Here is a 19739-nt window from a genome sequence, read left to right on the forward strand (position 1 = left end):
GCAGCCACCCCGCTCTGCGATACTGTCGTCCTGACAACCCGAGCGGACCGGCAAACAATGACTCGCGGCAGCAACCCGAATCCGGCAGCACAGCTCTCGCTACTGCAAAAACGTCTCTATCTGACGGGCGCGTTCTTCGCGCTCGCCGGACTGATCGCGGCCGGCGTCATCTATGCAATGGCGCCGGCGCCTGACGCCGCCGTGTCCCAGTACAGCATCGTCGACCCGCGCTATCAGATCGAATTGCAGCAGATCGGCGGCAACGCGGCGGTGCTGATCGCGCAGTTTCATCAATGGTTCGACAGCCTCTGGCACGGCACGAAGCTCGCGTGGACGGTGGCCGTGCTCGGCATCGCGCTGGCGGGTGTGTGCTTTTTCGTCGGCCATTTCTTCGCGTGGTCCGACGACGAATCGCAAAACTGAAGCGCACGCTCCATGTACGGTTGAACGTGCGGTGAAGCGAGTGGCCTACGGCATGCCCTTCACATGCTTGTCCGGCTGCTCCACACCGGCCGAGCGCAGCGCTTCATGCAAGGTATTGAAAATGCAACTTGCGCCGACGATCGGCGTAATGCCGTGCCGGTCCATGTCCGAACGCAGATAGCGGTTCACGCGCGCGAAAATCACCCCGATGCCGCTGCTCTTCAGGTTCTCGCACAACTCGCCCACCGAGCGCGCCGCCGAATAGTCGAGATCGGTGATCGCGCTCGCGTCGATCACGAACCAGCGCACTGCGTTCGGCGCATGGGCAATCAGTCGACGCGTATCGTCGACGAAAAAGTGGTCGTTCGCGTAGAACAGATCCGCGCCGAAGCGGTAGACGATCAAACCCGGCGAGGTCTGAATGCCGGGCACGGCCGGTACCGGCACCCAGATGCCGTCCTCGCCGGGCGCGAGGAGCATCGTGTGCGGACGATAACTGTGGCGCACGTGCCGCAGCAGCGACAAGGCTACCGCCACCAGAATGCCGTGCTCGACGCCGATCAGCACAACCGCCGCCGCGGTGAAAACCGCCAGCGCGAATTCACCCGGACTTTCGCGGCGAATCGCGAACAGCGTCTTCAGATTGATCAGGCCGATGGCAATCGTGAACACGATGCCGGCGAGAATACAGTGCGGCAGGTATTGCAGAAAGCGGCTGAAGAACAGCAGCACGACCACGACAACCAGCGCGAAGACGATCTGGGCGAGTTGACTGCGCGCGCCGGCGAGATCGGCCATCGCGGTTTGCGTCGGGCTGCCGTTCACGACGAACGCGCCCGAAAACGCCGCAGCCGCATTGGCGGCGGCGATACCGAGCAGGTCGGCATTGGTATCGACGGCTTCGTGATGGCGCTCGGCGAACACGCGGCTCGCCGCGGCGCTTTGCGCGACGATCATCACGAAACACGAGGCCGCGACCGGCAGCAAGTCGAGCAGTTGCGGCCAGCTCACCGAAGGCATCGCGAGCGGCGGCAAGCCGCCTGCAACCGGCCCGAGCACCGCGATGCCGTGCGCCGCGAAATCGTAATAGTCGCTCGCGGCGATACCGGCCACCACCGCGATCAACGGCACCGGCACGCGCGGCAGAAAACGTTTGAACGTCAGAATCGCAACGACGACCAGCAGCGAAATGGCAAGCGTGGGCGGATCGATATGCGCCCACTCGCGGATCAGAAGCAGGATCTGATCGGTGCTGCGCGCCGCGTGGCCGGGCACGCCGGTCATATCGCCGAGCATCGCGATGCCCACTTGCACGCCGACACCGGCGAGAAACCCGACCAGTACCGTGCGCGACAGGAAGTCGGCGAGAAAGCCGAGTTTGAAAATCCGCGCGATCAGCAGCAACCCGGCGGTGAGCAGCGCGACCATCGCCGCGAGCGACGCATATTCGATGCTCGAAGCCGGCGCCATCGTCGACAGGCGGCTTGCGAAAATCGTTGCGGTGGCGGAATCGGCGGCGACCACCAGATGACGCGACGCGCCGAAGAAGGCAAACGCAATCAGCGGCAGGAACACCGTGTAGAGACCGGTCACGGCGGGCATCCCGGCGATGCGCGCATAGCCGAGCACCTGCGGAATATCCATCGATGCCAACTGCGCGCCGGCCAGCGCATCGCGCGCGGCCGTGGCGCGGCTCAAAGGAAGAATGCCTTTCAGCAGGCTTAAGCCACTTAAACGGGTGGTGATGTTTGCCAGAAAATCTCGCATGCGCGATGCCGCCTCGAACTTGGGTTATCGCGCATCGTGCCGTGAATCGGCACGCAAAGGCAAGGTCTACCGGAAGCGCTCACGCCGGAAACATTCGGGCAAGCGCGGCCGAATCAATTGGCGGCAGAATTTAACGCCTGAACTGGCCGGTCCGCGGATCGACGTGCCGCGCAAAACTGAACAGCGCGGCGATACAGATCGGACAGGCAATCATGAAGATAGTCAACATCTCGCACCCCGAGCGGTAACAACTTGTTACGCAGAGTTTAAGTGAATAGATATCGAATTGAAGAAGGTAAAACGCAAAACACTATTGCGGCGGAACGGGCAGACGGCGGCCTTCGCGAGCATTGTGGGGACGCGTGCTGATGGAGCGCCGCGAAGCGGCCGCGGCCGATCGCGAAGATCGTCCGATGCGTAATGTGCAGGAAGTCGATTTTCTGCTGGGCGTTCACGATCAGACACGCGTGGGCGCGCTGCGCTTCCAGAACGCCGGCGGCATCTTCCTGGATAACAGCGCCGACGCCGCACCGCCGGTCACGGACCTCGGCACGCTGGCCTACGTCAGCTCGCGCATCGAAGAAGCCGGTGTCGAAAAGTTGCCGGAGTACGACACATGGCTCGCAATGCTGATCGCACCCGGCGCATCGCTAGGCGGCGCACGCCCCAAAGCCAACTTCACGAGTCTCGGCAACGAACTCTGGATCGCCAAGTTTCCCGCCAAAGACGGCCGCTATGACATCGGCGCATGGGAATACCTCACACACCGTCTCGCGAAACAGGCGGGAATCGGCGTGCCGCAATCCGAGCTGATGGAGGTCGGCACGCGCTATCGCACGTTCTGTGTGGAGCGGTTCGATCGACATGGAGGCAGCAGGCGAATGTACGCGTCGGCAATGACACTGCTCGAACGCCAGGACGGCGAGGCCGATGCGAGCTACCTGGATATCGCCGAGCATCTCGCGAACCACGGTGCCCAAAGCCATATCGACAAAGACCTCGCCCAGCTCTTCAGAAGAGTCGTATTCAACGTGCTGGTCGGCAACCGGGACGACCACCTGCGCAATCACGGCTTCATTCGCGAGCCGTCGGGCTGGCGGCTCTCCCCCGCTTTCGACATGAACCCGAATCCCGGCAAACGGGAACACGCGTTGACGCTGGACGGCGTGAGCGCATTGCCCGACCTCGATACCGTCATCGACACTGCGGAGTTCTATCGAATCGACGCCACACAGGCGCGCGCAATCGTGGCTGAAGTCAGGGACGCGGTCAGCTCGTGGCGTAAAGAAGCGGCAAACCTGGATCTGTCGCGGCCCGAAATTCAGCGGATGGAGGGTGTTTTTCAGGTCTGATGCAAAACGCGCGCGCGGGCAGCTTACTCCGCACCCCGTATAATTCCGCATGACCCGAATCCCGCACCCCATTCAGCACACATTCTCCCAACAAGCGCCCGCTCACAGCCGCGGCGCTCGCCTGCATCGCACGGCGGTCGCATGAAGACGCCCAAACGCCTGCTGCCGCTGGTCGAAGAAGGCCTGATCGACGAAGTCATCTCGCAGTTGATGAGCGGCAAGGAAGCCACCGTCTACGTGGTACGCAGCGGCGATTCGACGCGCTGCGCGAAAGTCTACAAAGATGCCAAACAGCGCAGTTTCCGCCAGGCCGCGTCCTATCGCGAAGGCCGCAAGGTCAAGAACAGCCGCCAGCAACGCGCGATGGAAAAAGGCAGCCGCTACGGCCGCGAAGTGCAGGAGCAGGCGTGGCAGAACGCAGAAGTCGACGCGCTGTTCCAGCTCGCAAACGCGGGCGTGCGCGTGCCGCAACCGTTCATCTGCACCGACGGCGTGCTGCTGATGGAACTGGTGACCGACGCCGAAGGCAACGTCGCGCCGCGTCTGAACGACGTAGACATGAGCGAAGCGCGCGCGCTCGAACTGCACGCGCAACTGCTCAACGAAGTCGTGCGGATGTTGTGCGCCGGCATGATTCACGGCGACCTGTCCGAATACAACATTCTGCTCGCCGCCGACGGCCCGGTGATCATCGATCTGCCGCAAGCCGTGGACGCGGCCGGCAATCTCGAAGCGCCCGCGATGCTGGAGCGCGACGTGAACAATCTGGCGGCCTACTTCGGCCGCTTCGCGCCGGCTTTGCTCGACGCGAGCTACGGCAAGGAAATCTGGGCGTTGTACGAAGCGGGCGCATTGCACGTCGACGCAAAACTGACCGGCCGCGTCGAACTGGACACCACGCCGATCGATCTCGAAGCCGTGCTGCAGGAACTCGAAGACACGCGCCTCGACGAAGAAGCGCGGCTGCGTCACGAAGCGTCGTTACGCAGCGAGTCCTGACTTGGCACGAAGCGCCAAACGTCAGGAAGCGCCGGCGCGCGCCCGTTTCCTGGCGGTAGCGGTAGCGGTAGCAGTAGCCGTGGCGGTAGCCGCCGGCGTCCCCGCAACCGGCCCCACCGACTCGCGCATCGTCACCGTCACGGGAAACTCGCGGAAAATTTCCCACGAGGTCCGATAGCACTGATTGACCAGCCAGCGCACCGCATTGCGCGTGAGTTCCTCAGTCGGAATATGCACCGACGTGAGCCCCGGCGCGGCATAGGCGGCCGAGTAATCGTCGTCGTAACCGATTACCGAGACCTCGTCCGGCACCGCGATGCCCGCCCGATGAAAGCGCGCGAGCACGCTCACCGCCATCGTGTCGTTCGCGCAGAACACGCCCGTAAAGCGCCGCTTCGTATTCAGCAACGTGTCCGCGGCCGCGTAGCCGCCTTCCGGCGAGAAGTCCGATTCGATCAGCGTGACGTCGTCGCGTGCAATGCCCGCGCGCGCGAGTTCCGCAAAAAAACCTTCGAGACGAATCTGATTGTCCGATGCGGTGAACGGCCCGGAAATCACCGCGAGCTCGCGATGCCCGTGTTCGAGCAGCGTGCGCGCCGCCAGTTCGCCGCCGCGCCGGTGATCGGCGCAGAACGACGCCTCCGGCAACTGGTCGAACGCGCGATTCAGGAACACCATCCGCGGATGCATGTTGTGCAGCATGATCAGATCGTCGTCGTGCAGATCGTGGCTGATCACTACCATGCCGTCGCAATCGCGACCGATCAGAAACCGCACCGCCTCGATCGCCTGCTCGCGTGGCGACGCTTCTCCGCAGCCGGTGGCGACCACCACGTGGCGGTCCACCGCGCGTAGTTCGGTGTCGGTCTGTTTGAGTATCGTGCCGTAGTACGAGCCGAAGAAAGTCGGCACGAAGATGCCGACCATGCCGAGCGATTGCGTGGCCATCGCGCGGCCGATCGACGACGGACGAAAGTTCAGCGCCTCGATCGCGGCCTTCACGCGCGCGGCGGCGTCGGCGGAAATCGGCCCTTTCCCGGAAATGGCGCGCGATGCGGTCGACAGGCCGACACCGGCCAGCGCCGCGACATCCTTCAGTGTTGCCACGCGGTTCTCCGTCAAGCGATGTGAATTCAACGACGCCGCGAGCCGCGGCTACAAACGCGCGCCGCTCGCTTCGTCGAACAGCGATATATGCGCGCCGTCGAACGAAAAACCCGCTGCATCCCCTGCCGCCACCGGCGCCTTGGTCTGATCGATCGACGCGATCTGTTCGCCATGATAGTCGAGCCAGACCACACGATGGTTGCCCATCGGCTCGACCAGCGCAACCTTCGCGCTTTCTCCGACGCGTTCTCCGATCCTCTCGCCCATCTGCACGTGCACGTCTTCGGCCCGCACGCCGAGCACGCATGGCAACTGCTGCGCCGGCGTGCTTTTGAATGCGTAACCCGACACGTCGAACCGCGCGTTCGCCGTACAAAAGTATAGCGAGCCGTCGTGTGTTTGCAGCGTGCCCTTGAGCAGATTCATCGCCGGCGAGCCGAGAAAAGTGGCGACGAACAGATTGTTCGGCCGCGCGTAGACCTCGGCCGGCGTGCCGAATTGCTGGATCACGCCGCCGCGCATCACCGCCATGCGGGTGGCGAGCGTCATCGCCTCGACCTGGTCGTGGGTCACGTAGATCATCGTCGCGCCGAGGCGCTGGTGCAGTTGCTTCAGTTCGCGACGCAGTTCGGTACGCAGCTTCGCGTCGAGATTCGACAGCGGTTCGTCGAACAGGAACACGTCGGCCTCGCGCACGATCGCGCGGCCGATCGCCACGCGCTGCCGCTGACCGCCCGAAAGCTGCGCCGGCTTGCGCTTGAGCAAGGGCCCGAGTTGCAGCATCTCGGACGCGCGCGCCACGCGCCGCTCGATTTCCGCCTTCGGCGTGCCGTTGATCCGCAGCGCGAACGACAGATTGCGCTCAACGCTCATGGTCGGATACAACGCGTACGACTGGAACACCAGCGCGATGCGGCGATCCTTCGGGTCGGCCCACGTCATGTCTTCACCGGCAATCTCGATCGTGCCGTCGGTCACGTCGATCAGACCCGCGATGCTGTGCAGCAACGTCGACTTGCCGCAACCCGAAGGGCCGAGCAGCACGACGAATTCGCCGGCCCGCACGTCGAGATCGAGATGTTCGATCACCGTGTTCGAGCCGAGCTGGATTGTCAGGTCGCGCACCGACACGTTGGCCGGCTGCGTCAGGTCGGTCACGGCTGCGCGCTGCGATGCTTCGGCGAGATCCGCCACGTTAGCGAGGTTTGTCATGCCTATCCCTTGACGGCGCCGGACGCGATGCCGCGCACGAACCAGCGGCCCGAAATGAAGTAGATCGCGAGCGGCACCAGCGAAGTCAGAATGGTCGCGGCCATATTGACGTTGTAGAGCCGCTCGCCGGTCGTCGTATTGATGATGTTGTTCAGTTGCACGGTCATCGGCAGATTCTTCGTGCCGGCGAACACGAGGCCGAGAATGAAGTCGTTCCAGATGCCCGTGACCTGCATGATGACCGCCACCACGATGATCGGCGTGGACATCGGCAGCATCAGTTGCACGAAGATGCGCCAGAAGCCGCCGCCGTCGATGCGCGCCGCCTTGAAGAGCTCCTGCGGAATCGACGCGTAGTAGTTGCGAAACAGCAGCGTCATCACCGGCATGCCGAAGATCGTATGGATCACGACGATGCCCGGCAACGAGCTGAACAGATGCACGCTCGCGAGCACCCGCACCAGCGGATAAACCATCACCTGCACAGGGATGAACGCGCCCATCAGCAGCACGCCGAACAGCACGCCCGCGCCGCGCGGCCGCCAGAACGACAACGCATAACCATTCACTGCGCCGATCAGGATCGACAGCACGGTACTCGGCACGACGATGCGCACCGAGTTCCAGAAGCCGACCTGAATCCCGTTGCAATCGAGCCCCGTACATGCGGATTGCCAGGCCGCGCGCCACGCGTCGAGCGTGAAATGCGCGGGCAACGCGAGCAGATTGCCGAGCCGGATTTCGCTCATCGGCTTAACCGACGTGACCAGCATCACATACAACGGCAGCAGGAAAAACAGCGCCGCGGTCAGCAGGAACGCGTAGACGCCGATGCGCGCCGGGGCGAACGCGCGGCGCCCGCGTTGCGCGCGGCCCGGCATGCCGCTCTTCAGCGGAGAACTGAGCGTGTTCATCAAACGTCCTTGCGCAACGCGGCGCGACTACGGGCATAGAAGAACGGCGCGAGAATCGCGAGCACCGTCGCGAGCAGCACGATCGAGGCCGCCGAAGCGAGGCCGATATTCGCGCGGCCGAACAGATAGTCCATGATGAATTTCGCCGGCACTTCGCTCGCGGTGCCAGGGCCGCCCTGCGTCATCGCGACCACCGCGTCGTAGAGTTTCACGACCATCACGAACAGCAAAACGAACGCAGTGGACATCGACGGCCCGAGCATCGGCACGACAATGCTCGCGTAGACACGCCAGCGCGGAATGCCGTCGATGCGCGCGGCTTTCCACAACTCGTCGTCGATGCCGCGCAGGCCCGCGAGCAGCAGCGCCATCACGAGACCCGATGCCTGCCACACGGTCGCGATCACGATCGTATAGATCACCCAGTCCTGATCGACGATCCAGTCGAAGCGCGCATGCACGAAGCCGAGCTTGTGCAACACCGCCTGTGCGCCGAGTTGGGGATTCAGTATCCACTGCCACACGAGCCCCGTGGCTACGAACGACATCGCGTACGGATAGAGAAAAATCGTGCGCAACGCGCCTTCGCCGACCACGCGCTGATCGATGAAAATCGCCAGCAGCAAACCGATCACCATGCACGCGACGATGAAGCACGCGCCGTAAATCACGATGTTCTGCAGCGACAACAACCAGCGATCGTTATTGAAGAGCCGCACATACTGCGAGATGCCCGCGAAATCGCCGGATGGAAAAGTACGCGAATTGCTGAGCGACACGCGCGCGGTCCAGACCATCGTGCCGAGATACGCGAACACGACGGTCAGCACCATCGGCAGCAACGCCAGCCACGCCGCGACCGGCAAACGCTTCTTCAGCGGCTTTTTCAGCGGCGCGGCGCGGGTGGTTTGCAGCTTGAGCGCGTGCATTGCGGCGCCTAGCTCTTCAACGCGCTGGCGAACGCTTTCTGCGCGTCGTCGACCGACTGGTTCTTGTTCCAGAAGTTCGTGATCACGTCGATCAGCGCGCCCTGCGTATCAGGCGAGAGCAGCATTTCCGGATTCGGCAACTGCCGCGACTTGTCTTTCATGATCGCAATGCCCTCCTTCGCGCAGATGTCCAGACTGCTGGCGTCCACATCGGGACGAATCGGAATCGAGCCTTTTTTCGCACTGAACGCGACCTGTGCGGCCGGCGAGGTCATCACCGTGGCGAGCAGATTTTGTGCTTTTATCGTAGTCGCATTGTCGGTCTTCGGAAAGACGAACACGTCGCCCGCGACCAGATACGGCGAATGCGGACCGAAACCGGGGAAGCAGCCGAAGTCTTTACCCGCAGTCTGTCTGGCCGCCGAGAACTCGCCCTTCGCCCAGTCGCCCATGATCTGCACGCCGGCCTTGCCGGAGATCACCAGCGCGGTCGCGTCGTTCCAGTTGCGGCCCGGCGAACCCGGATCGACGAAATCGTGCAGACGCTTGAACGATGTCAGCACCTTCTTGAACGCATCCGACTTCACCGCGTTCACATCGTGATCGCGATACACCTTCAGGTAGAGATCGGGACCGCCGACGTCGGCGAACACCGCGTCGAACGTGATCTTTTCCTGCCACGGCTGGCCGCCGAGCGCGAGTGGGATCACGCCTGCCGCCTTCAGCTTGACGAGATCGGCGATGAATTCGTCGTAGCTCTTCGGCTCACCGGCAATGCCGGCTTTCTGGAACGCCGGCTTCGAGTAGAAGAACCAGGCCGGCATATGAATATCCACCGGCGCGGCGTAGTAGTGTCCCTTCACCTTGATGCTATCGACGATCGACTGCGGAAACACGCCGCTCCAGTTCTCTTTCGCGGCGACGTCGTCGACATTGTTGAGCAGGCCCTGATCGATCAGGTCGTGGAATTGCTTGGACGTGTTGAACTGCGCGGCCGTGGGTGGATCGCCGCCGACGATCCGGTTGATCGCGGTGGCGCGCGCCTGATCGGCGCCGGCCACTGCATTGTCGATCCATTGTCCGCCGGCCTTGTTATACGCATCGGCAAACTGGCGGATCGCGGCCGATTCGCCGCCCGAGGTCCACCAGTGAATCACGTTGGCCTTCAGCGGGTCCGCCTGTGCGGCGGTGCCATACAAAGCCAGTGCTGCCACCACACTCGCTACGATTTTTTTTCTGCTGTTCATGCCGTCTCCATGCAAGATATTGCGGTCAGACATACAAACCAGCTACCGTACCGCGCTTTCAGCTTTTTTCCTTTCGCTCCTTCAGGAATTTCGACACCAGCTCCGCGCTGCGTTTAATCGTGCGTTTCTGCGTGCCGTAATCGACGTGCACGATACCGAAGCGCCGCTCGTAACCGAACGCCCACTCGAAGTTATCCATCAGCGACCAGAGGAAATAGCCGCGAATATCGACACCCGCCTTGATCGCCTGATCGACCGCGGCGAGATGGCGCTTGAGGAACGAGATACGCTGCGTATCGTCGACGCCGCCGTCCACCACCTTGTCGTCCGAGGCCATGCCGTTTTCGGTGATGTAGATCGGCGGCAGATTCCGGTACGTGCCTTTAAACCCGACCAGCAGATCGCGCAGGCCGTCGGGATGAACCTCCCAACCCATCTGCGTGCGCTCCACGCCTTCGAGCGGCACTTCCCGGAAACCGTGCGCACCGTCGCTTTCGACATTGGTGCGGAAGTAATAATTGATGCCGAGGAAATCGATCGGCGCGGCAATCGTCTGCAAATCGCCGTCGAGCACGAGCGGTTCGGTGCCCGGCCACAAATCGAACAGCTCGTTCGGATAGGCGCCCTTCAGCAACGGATCGAGAATCCAGGCGTTGTGCTGCACTTCGAACAGATGCGCGGCGCGCTGGTCGGCGGCGCTATCGCTATTCGGCGTGCCGCGGCCGATATTCGCGACGATGCCCTTCTGCGAAGCGGGATCGTTCGCGCGCAACACCGGAATCGCGAGACCGTGCGCGAGCAGCAGGTGATGCATCGCCTGCGTCGCGAAGCGTCCGTTCGCGAGACCCGGCGCATGATGGCCGTTGCCGTAGCCGAGATACGCGGAACACCACGGCTCGTTCAACGTGGCCCATGCGTCGACGCTGCCGGTCAATTCGCGGCTGACCAGATCCGCGTAATCGGCGAAACGATAGGCGGTATCGCGATTCAGCCAGCCGCCGCGATCTTCCAGATGCTGCGGCAAATCCCAGTGATACAGCGTGACGTAGGTCTGAATGCCCATTTCTTTCAAACGCCCGAGCAGGCGTTTGTAGAAGTCGAGGCCTTTGCGATTGGGCTGGCCCGCCGCGTCCATCACACGCGGCCACGCAATCGACAGCCGGTAGGCTTCGAGGCCGAGCCCCGCCAGCAAGTCGACGTCCGCTTCCCAGCGGTGATAGTGATCGCAGGCCACCGTGCCGGTGTCGCCGGCGAGCACCTTGCCGGGCGTTGCCGAGAACGTGTCCCAGATCGACGGCAGGCGGCCGTCTTCATCGACTGCGCCTTCGATCTGATACGACGCCGTTGCGGCGCCGAGCAGGAAGTTCTTGCGCCAGAGCGACGAATCAGAGGAAGGGGTGAAAGGATCGACGTGGGGGGCGTCGGCGGAATGGGAGGGTGTAGCTACAGCGGATGCGTCGTTTGCCACGGGTTTCTCCTGTCGACAAGAGTTAGCGCTTTAGCGCTTACTCTTGTCCCATGCAAGTTATTGCGGTCGACAAGAGTTAGCGCTTTAGCGCTTACTCTTGTCCCATGCAAGTTATTGCGGTCGACAAGAGTTGGCGCTTTAGCGCCGACCCTTGTTCCATGCACATTAGTTGCGGCGCTAAGTTCGTTGAACCGGATACCGAAAGCGCGTGGTGGAAGCGCTTCCACAAGACCAGCGAACAATAGCAGCGGCCCATTCGCCGCAGCAATCAGGGTTTGTCTGGAGCGTGGTTGGCACGCGCTGTGACGCCATGCGATATGCATGACACAGCGCATGAAACGCCGTGCTGCACGCCAAAGCGCAGGGTTATTTTTTGGCCTGCAAACCAAACGCACCGCGATCATACGCATCGCAATACGTTTTCCAGTCGGCCACGACCCGCGCTTCCGACTGCACGGCCAGATCGATCAACGGCAGTTGCCAGTCGCGCCGCTGACCGAACGCGATCAACTCATCCGCAATCGACGATTTCTGCCGCCCACCACTACGCAAATGCGCCCAGGCACTCAATTGCGCCATGCTGTTGACCACTTCCTCGAGACGCGGCAATTTGCCGTCCCAGTCGGCCAACGCGACGCGGTCTTCGGACGGTTGCAGACTGCGCAGCACATAGGAGCGCTGATTGAAATCGACCGCACGCAAAAACGCCTGCGAGACAGCCTGATTGCGACGTTGAATCTCGACCACGCGCTGCGCTTCGGTGTGCCATTTCGGCTGCGACGTCTTCACATGCGGCACAACCGAAGAAGGCAGCGCCTCTTTCAGATCGATCAGAAAATTGCCGTCCGGCGAGCCCTTCCCTTCGACGAGGATCACATAGCGGTCCACGCCCAGGCTGCCGGTGCCCGCAATGCGTCGCGCGACGTCGAGCACGCGGTAAAAACCCGGGTCCGTTTCGCTTGCGGCAATCGTCTGCATGAACGACGTGACCGCCGCACGCGCTTCGTCGCTGACCGGCAGTGCTTTCTTGCCATCCACTTTCAGCACGCGCGTCTTGCCCTTGAGCGTCGTGCGCCGGTCCAGATGCGCGGCGCGCGAGCGGCTCGTCAGCGCGTCGAACAGTTCGCGCACCATGCCGACCGACGTCTCCGGTTCGATCCAGCGCGCCTTGCCGAACGTCAGCGCCGCGCCGTAGGCCTCGACCGCCGTCTGGCAAAGCGCCAGCGCCTGCGCGCGGCTCAGCTTGAGATCGGCCGCGCCCACCATCACGCTCGTCAGCAGGCGCACCAGCTCGTAAAGGTTAGGCGCGAGACAAGCTTCGTCGAAGTCGTTGTTGTCGAAATAGACCAGACGATTGTCGGCCTTGTAGCTGCCGAAATTTTCCAGATGCATGTCACCGCAGATCCATACCGGCGGCGCGTCGTCGAGCACCTTGCTGCGCGGCAAACCCGCATAAAACAGATGACACGTGCCGCGCAGAAACACGAACGGCGAACTGCGCATCAGCTTGTACTTCATCGCTAGACGTTCGGGGTCGCGACCCGCGTTGAAACTGGCGATGGTCTGCGCGATATCGGACATGCATGACCTCTTCGAAATGGACTTCAGGATGACATTCGATCCGCTCAGGATCCCGTCATCAGATAGTAACGCCCGTCGGCGCTCACGTTGCTGCCGAAGCCGCATTCGGTGGGCGAGCCACGCGTGAGCACGTCGAGCGTTTCCGGTGCGGCAAGCCTGAATTCGATCAGGCATTTGTCGTCGCGTTTGTCGTAAGGCGCGAGGCGGGTGATCTTCGCGGTCGCGTCGAGCGGCGCCTCGCCGCTGCCGGTGACCGGCACGCGCGCGATGCCGTCGTAGAAACGCACGTAAGCCAGCAGGTTGCCCGTGTTCGCGCCCAACTGGCCGCCGGGATCGACGCTCGGATACAGGAAATCGCCGTCGAGCCGGTACACGCCGCGCCGCCCTTTTACCGGCTTGAGCGACACGGTGTTCCACGAGCCGAAGAACATGTAGCGGCCGAACCGTGCGCCTTTATCCGGCAAGCCGGCGACCACATTCTTGCCCGCGATCGCTTCGAGACGTTCGCGCGCAGCGGTCACCGCGCGGCCGAGCAATGCGTCGTTGGGGAAACGCTGACCCTGGTCGATCGCGGTTCGATAGTAGGCACGCGCATCGGGCAGCGCGCCCAGCTTCAGTTGCACGTCGCCCTGATGCACCAGCGCCATCGTCACGCGAGCTCGCGCGGAACGGGTTGCCTTCGGCGAGTTCTCTTCCGCGGCCTGCATCGCGGTGGCGTCGGCGAGCGCGGCTTCCATCGCGACCAGCGTTTGCGCGTCCTTGATGCGCCCGGTTTCGAGCGCCGCGACGCCCAACGCCGCGCACGACGCGTTGGTCCGGCACGGCGCGTCGCGGTTTGCGAGCAGGTTACGGCGATAGAGTTCGGCGCGAGAGTCGGCGGGTTTGGCTTCGGCAGCAGTTGCCGCCCCGGACGTGGCGGCAAGCACGGCAAGCGTACACACAGCAGCGGCGGCGACGGTTCTCAGGTTCATAGGCAAGAGAAAACGGTAGCTGTAGTTCGCGCTTCGACATCACGTTTCCCGATCGTGTTTCAAAGCACGCGCTTCGCGTCGTTGGGCCGCCTGATCGCCGGACCGCTGACTCGCCGCTCATTCGGCGTGGATCGGCACGGACGCTGGCTGTGATGCTGACAGAAAATTGGCGATTAGGCGAACCCATGCGGGCCGCATCAAGCTGCATCAAGCTGTGTCCTGAGCGCCGAACTTCTTGCGATACGCGGCCGGGCTCGTCAATGCAATGCGCCGGAAGTGCCGTCGCAACGATTCTTCCGAACCGAAGCCGGCCAGTTCCGCGATGCGCGCCATCGGCAACGGCGCGGGCGCCTCGAGCAGGTCGCGTACCATCGCCACGCGCTCGCGTATCAGCCACTCATAGGGCGCCATGCCGGTCGCGTCGTGAAACTGCCGTTGCAGCGTGCGCGGACTCATCGCCGCCTGCGCGGCGAGCGAGCGCAACGTATGCGGCAACGCCGGGTGGCTGCGCACCCAGTCCATCAGCTTCGCGAGACGGCCGTCTTCGTGCTACGGCATCGGCCGCGGCACGAACTGCGCCTGGCCGCCCTCGCGATGCGGCGGCACGACGAGCCGCTGCGCGACCCGGTTCGCCACCGCGCTGCCATGATCGCGTCGCACCAGATGCAGCAGCATGTCGAGCCCCGCCGCCGATCCCGCCGACGTGATGATCGATCCTTCGTCGACATACAACGCATCCGCTTGCACGCGCAAGCTCGGGTAGCGCTGCTGCAATTTCTCCGCATAGCGCCAATGGGTGGTGACGGACTTGCCGTCGAGCACGCCTGCCGCGGCCAGCACGAACACGCCGGAGCAGATCGAACAGAGGCGCGCGCCGCGCTTGTGCGCCGCGCGAATCTTTTTCAGCAGCGGCTCGGGCGGCACTTCGTCCGCGTCGCGCCAACCGGGAACGACGATCGTGTCCGCGCGATCGAGCAGCTTGAGCGTATAGGGCGCGGCAACCGTAATGCCGCCCGCCGCACGGATCGGCCCCGCTTCGCTCGCGCAGACGGCGAAGCGATACCAGTCCACGCCGAGTTCCGGCCGTTCGAGCGCGAACAGTTCGGTTACGCAGCCGAATTCGAAAGTGCAAAGCCGGTCGTAGACCAGCGCGACGACAAGATGAGGGTTCATGGCGCGATGTTACCGGATGTCGACGATTGCGCCAGTTAACCAGCGGTCGGTGGACAGCGGCTGAATCGGTCGTAAAAGGTAGAAACGGCCAGGCCAGAAACAGGCGCCGTGGCAGCCGTCGCGCCCCCCATGTAACCATGAGCCACTGTCGTGCGCCATACCGGTACCATGTCAGATTGCTCGGGACCTCAATAGGAACGAGGCGCTGCGTGTCACGAGAGGCACGAGAGACGCCGGATCAACGCGTTGGAAAATTCGGCCGTTGACGCGCGTCCGCCGATGTCGGCCGTGCGCACGTTATCGTCGATAAGAGTGCGACGAATGCCTTCGACGAGGCGGTTGGCCAGGTCGGTCCGGCCCACGTGTTCAAGCATCAGACCGGCCGCCAGCAACTGCGAAACCGGATTCGCAATGCCCCTGCCTGCAATGTCGGGCGCCGAGCCATGGACAGCCTCGAAGAGCGCGGCCTCCTTGCCGATGTTCGATCCCGGCGCCAGCCCCAGGCCGCCCACCAGACCCGCAAGCTGGTCCGAGAGAATGTCGCCGAACAGATTAGTACAGAGCAGCATGTCGAATTGCCATGGATTGAGCACGAGTTGCATCGCGCATGCATCGACGATGCGATCGTCGAGCGCGACGCGACCTTCGTATTCCTTCGCCACTTCGCGCGCGGCCTGAAGAAATATCCCCGTCAGCGCCTTGAGAATATTTGCCTTGTGGACCACGGTGATTTTCTTGCGGCCATGCGTGACTGCGTATTCGAACGCGAATCGCGCAATGCGCAGACAGCCTTCGCGCGTATTCACGCCTTGCGACACGGCGACGGCGTGCGGGTCGTCGCCGACGCGGATGTAGTGCTCATGTGCGACGTAGAAGCCCTCGACGTTCTCGCGCACAAGGACGATGTCGATGTTCTCGTAACGCCCGGGGATGAGGGTTTTGGCGGGACGGACATTGGCGAACATGTCGAAGGCTTCGCGCAGCCGGACGTTGACGGAACGAAAGCCGCCCGCGCTCGGTGTGGTCAACGGCCCCTTCAGGCCGAGCCGGGTTCTCCTCAGGCTATCGAGGGTTGCTTGCGGCAGCGGGTCTCCCGTGGCGTCCAGCGCCGCGACACCCGCCTGTTGAACGTCCCATTGGAACGGGGAGCCGAGCGCTTCGAGGGCGTCGACGGTTACCTGCGTGATTTCCGGGCCGATTCCGTCGCCCGGAATGAGCGTCGCGGGAATGCGCCCGTTTGAACGAGTCGTCATTTCAAATTCCTGAAGTAGTCAATCGATGCTGCTGGTCAATGTCTGTGCTGGTCAATGTCTGTTCATGCCTCGCCGACTTTCGCGCGGACGCGCATGTCGCTGTCGAGGAATGTCGCTGCCAGTTCGAAGGATTTCTGATCGATGACCAGTGGTTTGGCCGATGCGCCAGTGAAGACAAGCTCCCCGCGTTTCAGCGTCAGGTTGCGCTCACGGGCATGTTCGACAAGATATTGCAGCGAAAGCCATGGGTCGGTGGCAGCGTCGCCCTGCAATCCACGCGCGCGCTCCACCCCATCGACGTGCACCGCAACGGTGGACGCGACCTTCTCCACTTCATCGAGCGCTATCCGCGGACCGACCACGCACGCCTCGAAGCCCACGTTGTCGGCGGCAAAGCCAGGCTGTCCGACCGACCGCCGGTCGACGTAGCGCGAGAGCACGAATTCGAAGCCCACGTGCGCAGCCTCGACAAACGTTCTGAGCGGCATGTCGCTGTCTGACCAAACATCGCAGCCAAGAACAAAAACGATCTCAAACTCGGCAGTAACCGGGCCCGCGTCGGACAGCACGACTTCGTCGCGATGCAGGTAGCACCTGGACGAAAGGAGCCGGCCGACCAAGGGGCGACTGGCGCCGGCTGCCTGCATCGCGGCGGGACTTCCGACGCCAAGCTTCCAGCCGCAGACGGCATCTCCTGTAGCGTCGATGAACCGGTCCTGAACGAGATACCCCTGTTCCAGGCTGCTGGGCGCGACCGCTAGAGGCAACGCGTCGATCTGTCGACGCGCGTTCCATGTCTCTGTGAGCAACGCCGCTGCCGGATGCGGATCGAATGGGGCCGTCATTGCAGTTGCGCGCCGGCCGTCTCGCCGACCGCCGCCTTCGACCGAAACGAAACGTTGTTCAACTCCTCGTAGACCTTCACCATCGCGCCCTTGTCGAGCTTGCCGAGCCCCTTCAGCAAAGCGGTCTGATAGGTGGCTGTTGCGGCGGCAAGCACGGGCATCGGGATGCACTGCCGGCCACTCACTTCAGCCGCGCTGACCAGATCCTTGTACGCGTGTTGCATCGGGTAGCCCGAGGAGAAATTCCCGCCGAGGATGCGCGGGATGAAAAACTCCGACGCGTAGCTGCGCCCCGTACCTGAGTTGATCACGCTTCCAATCCTGTCGGGGTCCAGGCCCAGCTTTACGGCCATGGGAAGCACCTCCGCCAGTGCAGCGGCATTGATATCAAACAGAAGCTGGTTGATCAGCTTGGTGAGCTGGCCCGCGCCGATTTCACCCATATAAAGGATGTGGTTCGCCATCGTCGCCAGGTAGGGCTCGACCTTTTCGAAGATCGCATATGCGCCACCGCACATCGCGGTCAGGGTTGCGTCGATCGCACGGGCCTCCATGCCCGAAACCGGCGCGTCGATGAAGTAAACGCCCTTCTCAGCGAGCGCGGCTGCGATTTCGACGGTGGCCGAATAGTCGATGGTGCTCGTGTCGACAACGATCTTTCCCGCACTCAGGTGCCTCGCGATACCGTCGTCGCCGAGCAGCACTGCCCGCACTACGTCCGCATTGGGCAGCGAAAGGAAAACGATGTCCGCGTTGGCGGTGTCGGCCACGCGTGTCGTGGTGCGTGCGCCTTGCCGCTCGAATTCCGGATAGCTCGACGTGTCGGCAGCCGAAACTAGCAGATCAGGGGCACGCTTGAGCATGTTCAAAGCCATAGGCTTTCCCATCTGCCCGAGACCAATAAAGGCAATATTCATGGTTCCGATGGTCATAGGTTTCGCCGAACCCGCTGGAGAAGATCTGTTTCGAAATACGGGCACGTGAAGCGAAGTTTATTGACATGAGCGTCACAACGGAAATACCGTTCGTGTATCCCCAGCATCGTTTTCAAATATGGACATCCGCGTACTTCGCTACTGCGAGACCATCGCCCGTCTCGGCAACATCACCCGCGCGGCAACTGAACTTCACATTGCGCAGCCCGCGTTGAGTGTCGCCGTGAAAAAGCTCGAGGAAGAGGTGGGCGTCACGCTCTTCACCCGTGGACGCAATCGCCCCGTGACCCTGACACCGGAGGGTGAATTGTTGATGCGCCGTGCGAAGCGCATCTTTCAGGAACTGGATTCAGCACGACAGGAAATCGCAGACAGTCAGGCGTTGCGCACCGGTGAAGTCCGGGTGGGTATGCCGCCGATGTACGGACTGCAGTATTTCCCGCCCCTCATGCGTGCGTTTCATGCCCAATACCCCGGCATCCGTGTTGTCGCCATGCAGGGGAGCGCTGGCGAGGTCCGCTCGATGTTGGAAAACGGCGAAATCGATCTTGCTATCCTGGAGGGACGGCGCGTCGAAAAAGATTGGGCCCATGTTGAGCTCGGCAACGAAGAAGTCGTGCTGTGTCTTGGCCGTCATCATCCGCTTGCGGCGAAATTGTCCGTCGACGATAGCGATCTGGGTGACATTCCGATGATCTTGCTAGACGAGACTTTCCTGCAAAGAAATGTAATTGATAAACGCTGTCAGCAGGCCGGCGTCAGCTACCGGGTCGTGATGCAAAGCAACTATGTTCCGTTAGTCATTCAGGCTGCGCTGGACGGTATCGGTGCTGCGACGCTATTGCGATCGATGATTGGCGAGCAGAGCGGCCTCGCCGCGCTTTCTTTCAGTCCACCTGAGCAATTTCACTTCGACCTTTGCTGGCTTGGCGAGCAATACCTGTCTCGCGCCGCCCAGGCATTGGTGGATCTTGCCGAGCGAAGGCAAAACTCGCAGGGCGCGGCTTGATAGCATCGGGAAATCGATGGATGCCGACCACCTTTCCCGTCACCGGAGCGCCCTGCGATTTCGCCCCGCTTCAATCGCGTGCTGGCGAATCGCGACGAGACAACGCGTCATCGGCGCTAGCCAGACTGAAACCCTCGTCAAGCCAGCCTGTGACACCGCCGATCATCACCTTGACAGGGCGGCCTAGCTGGGCAAGCCTGATCGCGGCGCGCGTTGCTCCGTTGCAGTGAGGGCCCGCGCAGTAAGTAACGAAGAGCGTATCGAGCGGATAGGCGGCGAGTTTGGACGCCACGATCTTGCCGTGCACAAGATTCACCGCGCCCGGTACATGCCCACGCGAGAAATGCGCGGGACTGCGCACGTCGAGCAGCACGAAATCGACCGAACTCGGGTCGTCGCTCGCGAATGCCGCGTGAACGTCGGCGCAATCGGTTTCGAACGTCAACGACGCGCTGAAATGAGCGAGCGCCGCAGCGCTGTCGGCGGAAGGTACGGATGACACAGCAGACATATAAGGCTCCTTGTACGTGGATCGTTGCAAGGCATTGTCCCGT

Annotated in this window: 18 protein-coding genes and 1 pseudogene; 5 read left to right on the forward strand and 14 right to left on the reverse strand. The window is 62.6% G+C overall.

The window, feature by feature from the left end; genetic code table 11:
• Nucleotides 1–57: 57 nt before the first annotated feature.
• The gene (locus tag PQQ51_RS12695; RefSeq protein ID WP_408497138.1) at nucleotides 58–423 is read left to right on the forward strand and encodes a hypothetical protein; all 366 of its coding nucleotides are present in this window, start codon (nucleotides 58–60) and stop codon (nucleotides 421–423) included.
• A gap of 45 nt (nucleotides 424–468) precedes the next feature.
• Here PQQ51_RS12695 and PQQ51_RS12700 read toward each other — a convergent pair whose 3' ends face one another.
• Nucleotides 469–2190 carry a SulP family inorganic anion transporter gene (locus tag PQQ51_RS12700; RefSeq protein WP_408497139.1) on the reverse strand — a complete coding sequence of 574 codons (1722 nt, stop codon included), beginning with the start codon at nucleotides 2188–2190 and terminating at the stop codon, nucleotides 469–471.
• Between PQQ51_RS12700 and PQQ51_RS12705 the strand changes: the two genes are divergently transcribed.
• From PQQ51_RS12705 to PQQ51_RS12715, 3 genes are all read left to right on the forward strand, one after another.
• A complete protein-coding gene (locus tag PQQ51_RS12705; protein WP_408497294.1) occupies nucleotides 2168–2464 on the forward strand; it encodes a hypothetical protein in 297 nt (98 codons plus the stop codon). The genes PQQ51_RS12700 and PQQ51_RS12705 overlap by 23 nt on opposite strands.
• 94 nt (nucleotides 2465–2558) lie before the next feature.
• Entirely contained in the window at nucleotides 2559–3542 is a 984-nt protein-coding gene (locus PQQ51_RS12710) for a type II toxin-antitoxin system HipA family toxin (protein ID WP_408497140.1), read from the forward strand.
• 141 nt (nucleotides 3543–3683) lie between these two features.
• Nucleotides 3684–4541, forward strand: coding sequence for a PA4780 family RIO1-like protein kinase (locus PQQ51_RS12715; protein ID WP_408497141.1), 858 nt, complete (start codon nucleotides 3684–3686; stop codon nucleotides 4539–4541).
• Nucleotides 4542–4562: 21 nt separating this feature from the next.
• On the opposite strand, the gene PQQ51_RS12720 is transcribed toward PQQ51_RS12715, so the two are convergent.
• From PQQ51_RS12720 to PQQ51_RS12775, 12 genes and pseudogenes are all read right to left on the reverse strand, one after another.
• On the reverse strand, nucleotides 4563–5648 hold the full coding sequence (locus PQQ51_RS12720; RefSeq protein ID WP_408497142.1) for a LacI family DNA-binding transcriptional regulator: 1086 nt from the start codon (nucleotides 5646–5648) through the stop codon (nucleotides 4563–4565).
• Between the two features lie 48 nt (nucleotides 5649–5696).
• On the reverse strand, nucleotides 5697–6860 hold the full coding sequence (locus tag PQQ51_RS12725) for an ABC transporter ATP-binding protein (RefSeq protein WP_408497143.1): 1164 nt from the start codon (nucleotides 6858–6860) through the stop codon (nucleotides 5697–5699).
• A 2-nt stretch (nucleotides 6861–6862) separates the two neighbouring features.
• Nucleotides 6863–7774 carry a carbohydrate ABC transporter permease gene (locus PQQ51_RS12730; RefSeq protein WP_408497144.1) on the reverse strand — a complete coding sequence of 304 codons (912 nt, stop codon included), beginning with the start codon at nucleotides 7772–7774 and terminating at the stop codon, nucleotides 6863–6865.
• Nucleotides 7774–8703, reverse strand: coding sequence for a carbohydrate ABC transporter permease (locus tag PQQ51_RS12735; RefSeq protein WP_408497145.1), 930 nt, complete (start codon nucleotides 8701–8703; stop codon nucleotides 7774–7776). Before PQQ51_RS12735 ends, PQQ51_RS12730 begins: the two co-directional genes overlap by 1 nt.
• Nucleotides 8704–8711: 8 nt before the next feature.
• Nucleotides 8712–9950, reverse strand: coding sequence for an ABC transporter substrate-binding protein (locus PQQ51_RS12740; RefSeq protein WP_408497146.1), 1239 nt, complete (start codon nucleotides 9948–9950; stop codon nucleotides 8712–8714).
• 58 nt (nucleotides 9951–10008) lie between these two features.
• Complete coding sequence (locus PQQ51_RS12745) at nucleotides 10009–11418, reverse strand: GH1 family beta-glucosidase (RefSeq protein WP_408497147.1); 1410 nt, start codon at nucleotides 11416–11418, stop codon at nucleotides 10009–10011.
• Between the two features lie 366 nt (nucleotides 11419–11784).
• On the reverse strand, nucleotides 11785–12999 hold the full coding sequence (locus tag PQQ51_RS12750; protein WP_408497148.1) for a DUF2252 domain-containing protein: 1215 nt from the start codon (nucleotides 12997–12999) through the stop codon (nucleotides 11785–11787).
• A gap of 44 nt (nucleotides 13000–13043) precedes the next feature.
• Entirely contained in the window at nucleotides 13044–13970 is a 927-nt protein-coding gene (locus PQQ51_RS12755; RefSeq protein ID WP_408497149.1) for a tetratricopeptide repeat protein, read from the reverse strand.
• 207 nt (nucleotides 13971–14177) lie between these two features.
• A pseudogene (gene ftrA, locus PQQ51_RS12760) lies at nucleotides 14178–15143 on the reverse strand (transcriptional regulator FtrA).
• A gap of 212 nt (nucleotides 15144–15355) precedes the next feature.
• Nucleotides 15356–16396: an isocitrate/isopropylmalate dehydrogenase family protein gene (locus tag PQQ51_RS12765; protein ID WP_408497150.1), complete on the reverse strand. Its 1041-nt coding sequence runs from the start codon at nucleotides 16394–16396 to the stop codon at nucleotides 15356–15358.
• Nucleotides 16397–16458: 62 nt separating this feature from the next.
• Complete coding sequence (locus tag PQQ51_RS12770) at nucleotides 16459–17241, reverse strand: 2-keto-4-pentenoate hydratase (RefSeq protein ID WP_408497151.1); 783 nt, start codon at nucleotides 17239–17241, stop codon at nucleotides 16459–16461.
• Nucleotides 17238–18173, reverse strand: coding sequence for an NAD(P)-dependent oxidoreductase (locus PQQ51_RS12775; protein ID WP_408497152.1), 936 nt, complete (start codon nucleotides 18171–18173; stop codon nucleotides 17238–17240). The genes PQQ51_RS12770 and PQQ51_RS12775 overlap by 4 nt, the downstream gene beginning before the upstream one ends.
• 121 nt (nucleotides 18174–18294) lie before the next feature.
• Between PQQ51_RS12775 and PQQ51_RS12780 the strand changes: the two genes are divergently transcribed.
• Nucleotides 18295–19185 (forward strand): LysR family transcriptional regulator, encoded by an 891-nt coding sequence (locus PQQ51_RS12780; protein ID WP_408497153.1) that lies wholly within the window; start codon nucleotides 18295–18297, stop codon nucleotides 19183–19185.
• A gap of 70 nt (nucleotides 19186–19255) precedes the next feature.
• Here PQQ51_RS12780 and PQQ51_RS12785 read toward each other — a convergent pair whose 3' ends face one another.
• Complete coding sequence (locus PQQ51_RS12785; RefSeq protein ID WP_408497154.1) at nucleotides 19256–19696, reverse strand: rhodanese-like domain-containing protein; 441 nt, start codon at nucleotides 19694–19696, stop codon at nucleotides 19256–19258.
• Between the last annotated feature and the right edge of the window lie 43 nt (nucleotides 19697–19739).

Origin of the sequence: Paraburkholderia xenovorans, from assembly GCF_046030735.1 — a bacterium.
Classification (GTDB): Bacteria; Pseudomonadota; Gammaproteobacteria; order Burkholderiales; family Burkholderiaceae; genus Paraburkholderia; species Paraburkholderia xenovorans_A.

Coding starts and splice junctions, on each gene's coding strand:
- PQQ51_RS12695 (WP_408497138.1), top strand. CDS start 58: ATGACTCGCGGCAGCAACCCGAATCCGGCAGCACAGCTCTCGCTACTG.
- PQQ51_RS12705 (WP_408497294.1), top strand. CDS start 2,168: ATGTTTGCCAGAAAATCTCGCATGCGCGATGCCGCCTCGAACTTGGGT.
- PQQ51_RS12700 (WP_408497139.1), bottom strand. CDS start 2,190: ATGCGAGATTTTCTGGCAAACATCACCACCCGTTTAAGTGGCTTAAGC.
- PQQ51_RS12710 (WP_408497140.1), top strand. CDS start 2,559: ATGGAGCGCCGCGAAGCGGCCGCGGCCGATCGCGAAGATCGTCCGATG.
- PQQ51_RS12715 (WP_408497141.1), top strand. CDS start 3,684: ATGAAGACGCCCAAACGCCTGCTGCCGCTGGTCGAAGAAGGCCTGATC.
- PQQ51_RS12725 (WP_408497143.1), bottom strand. CDS start 6,860: ATGACAAACCTCGCTAACGTGGCGGATCTCGCCGAAGCATCGCAGCGC.
- PQQ51_RS12730 (WP_408497144.1), bottom strand. CDS start 7,774: ATGAACACGCTCAGTTCTCCGCTGAAGAGCGGCATGCCGGGCCGCGCG.
- PQQ51_RS12735 (WP_408497145.1), bottom strand. CDS start 8,703: ATGCACGCGCTCAAGCTGCAAACCACCCGCGCCGCGCCGCTGAAAAAG.
- PQQ51_RS12740 (WP_408497146.1), bottom strand. CDS start 9,950: ATGAACAGCAGAAAAAAAATCGTAGCGAGTGTGGTGGCAGCACTGGCT.
- PQQ51_RS12750 (WP_408497148.1), bottom strand. CDS start 12,999: ATGTCCGATATCGCGCAGACCATCGCCAGTTTCAACGCGGGTCGCGAC.
- PQQ51_RS12755 (WP_408497149.1), bottom strand. CDS start 13,970: ATGAACCTGAGAACCGTCGCCGCCGCTGCTGTGTGTACGCTTGCCGTG.
- PQQ51_RS12765 (WP_408497150.1), bottom strand. CDS start 16,396: ATGACGACTCGTTCAAACGGGCGCATTCCCGCGACGCTCATTCCGGGC.
- PQQ51_RS12770 (WP_408497151.1), bottom strand. CDS start 17,241: ATGACGGCCCCATTCGATCCGCATCCGGCAGCGGCGTTGCTCACAGAG.
- PQQ51_RS12775 (WP_408497152.1), bottom strand. CDS start 18,173: ATGACCATCGGAACCATGAATATTGCCTTTATTGGTCTCGGGCAGATG.
- PQQ51_RS12780 (WP_408497153.1), top strand. CDS start 18,295: ATGGACATCCGCGTACTTCGCTACTGCGAGACCATCGCCCGTCTCGGC.
- PQQ51_RS12785 (WP_408497154.1), bottom strand. CDS start 19,696: ATGTCTGCTGTGTCATCCGTACCTTCCGCCGACAGCGCTGCGGCGCTC.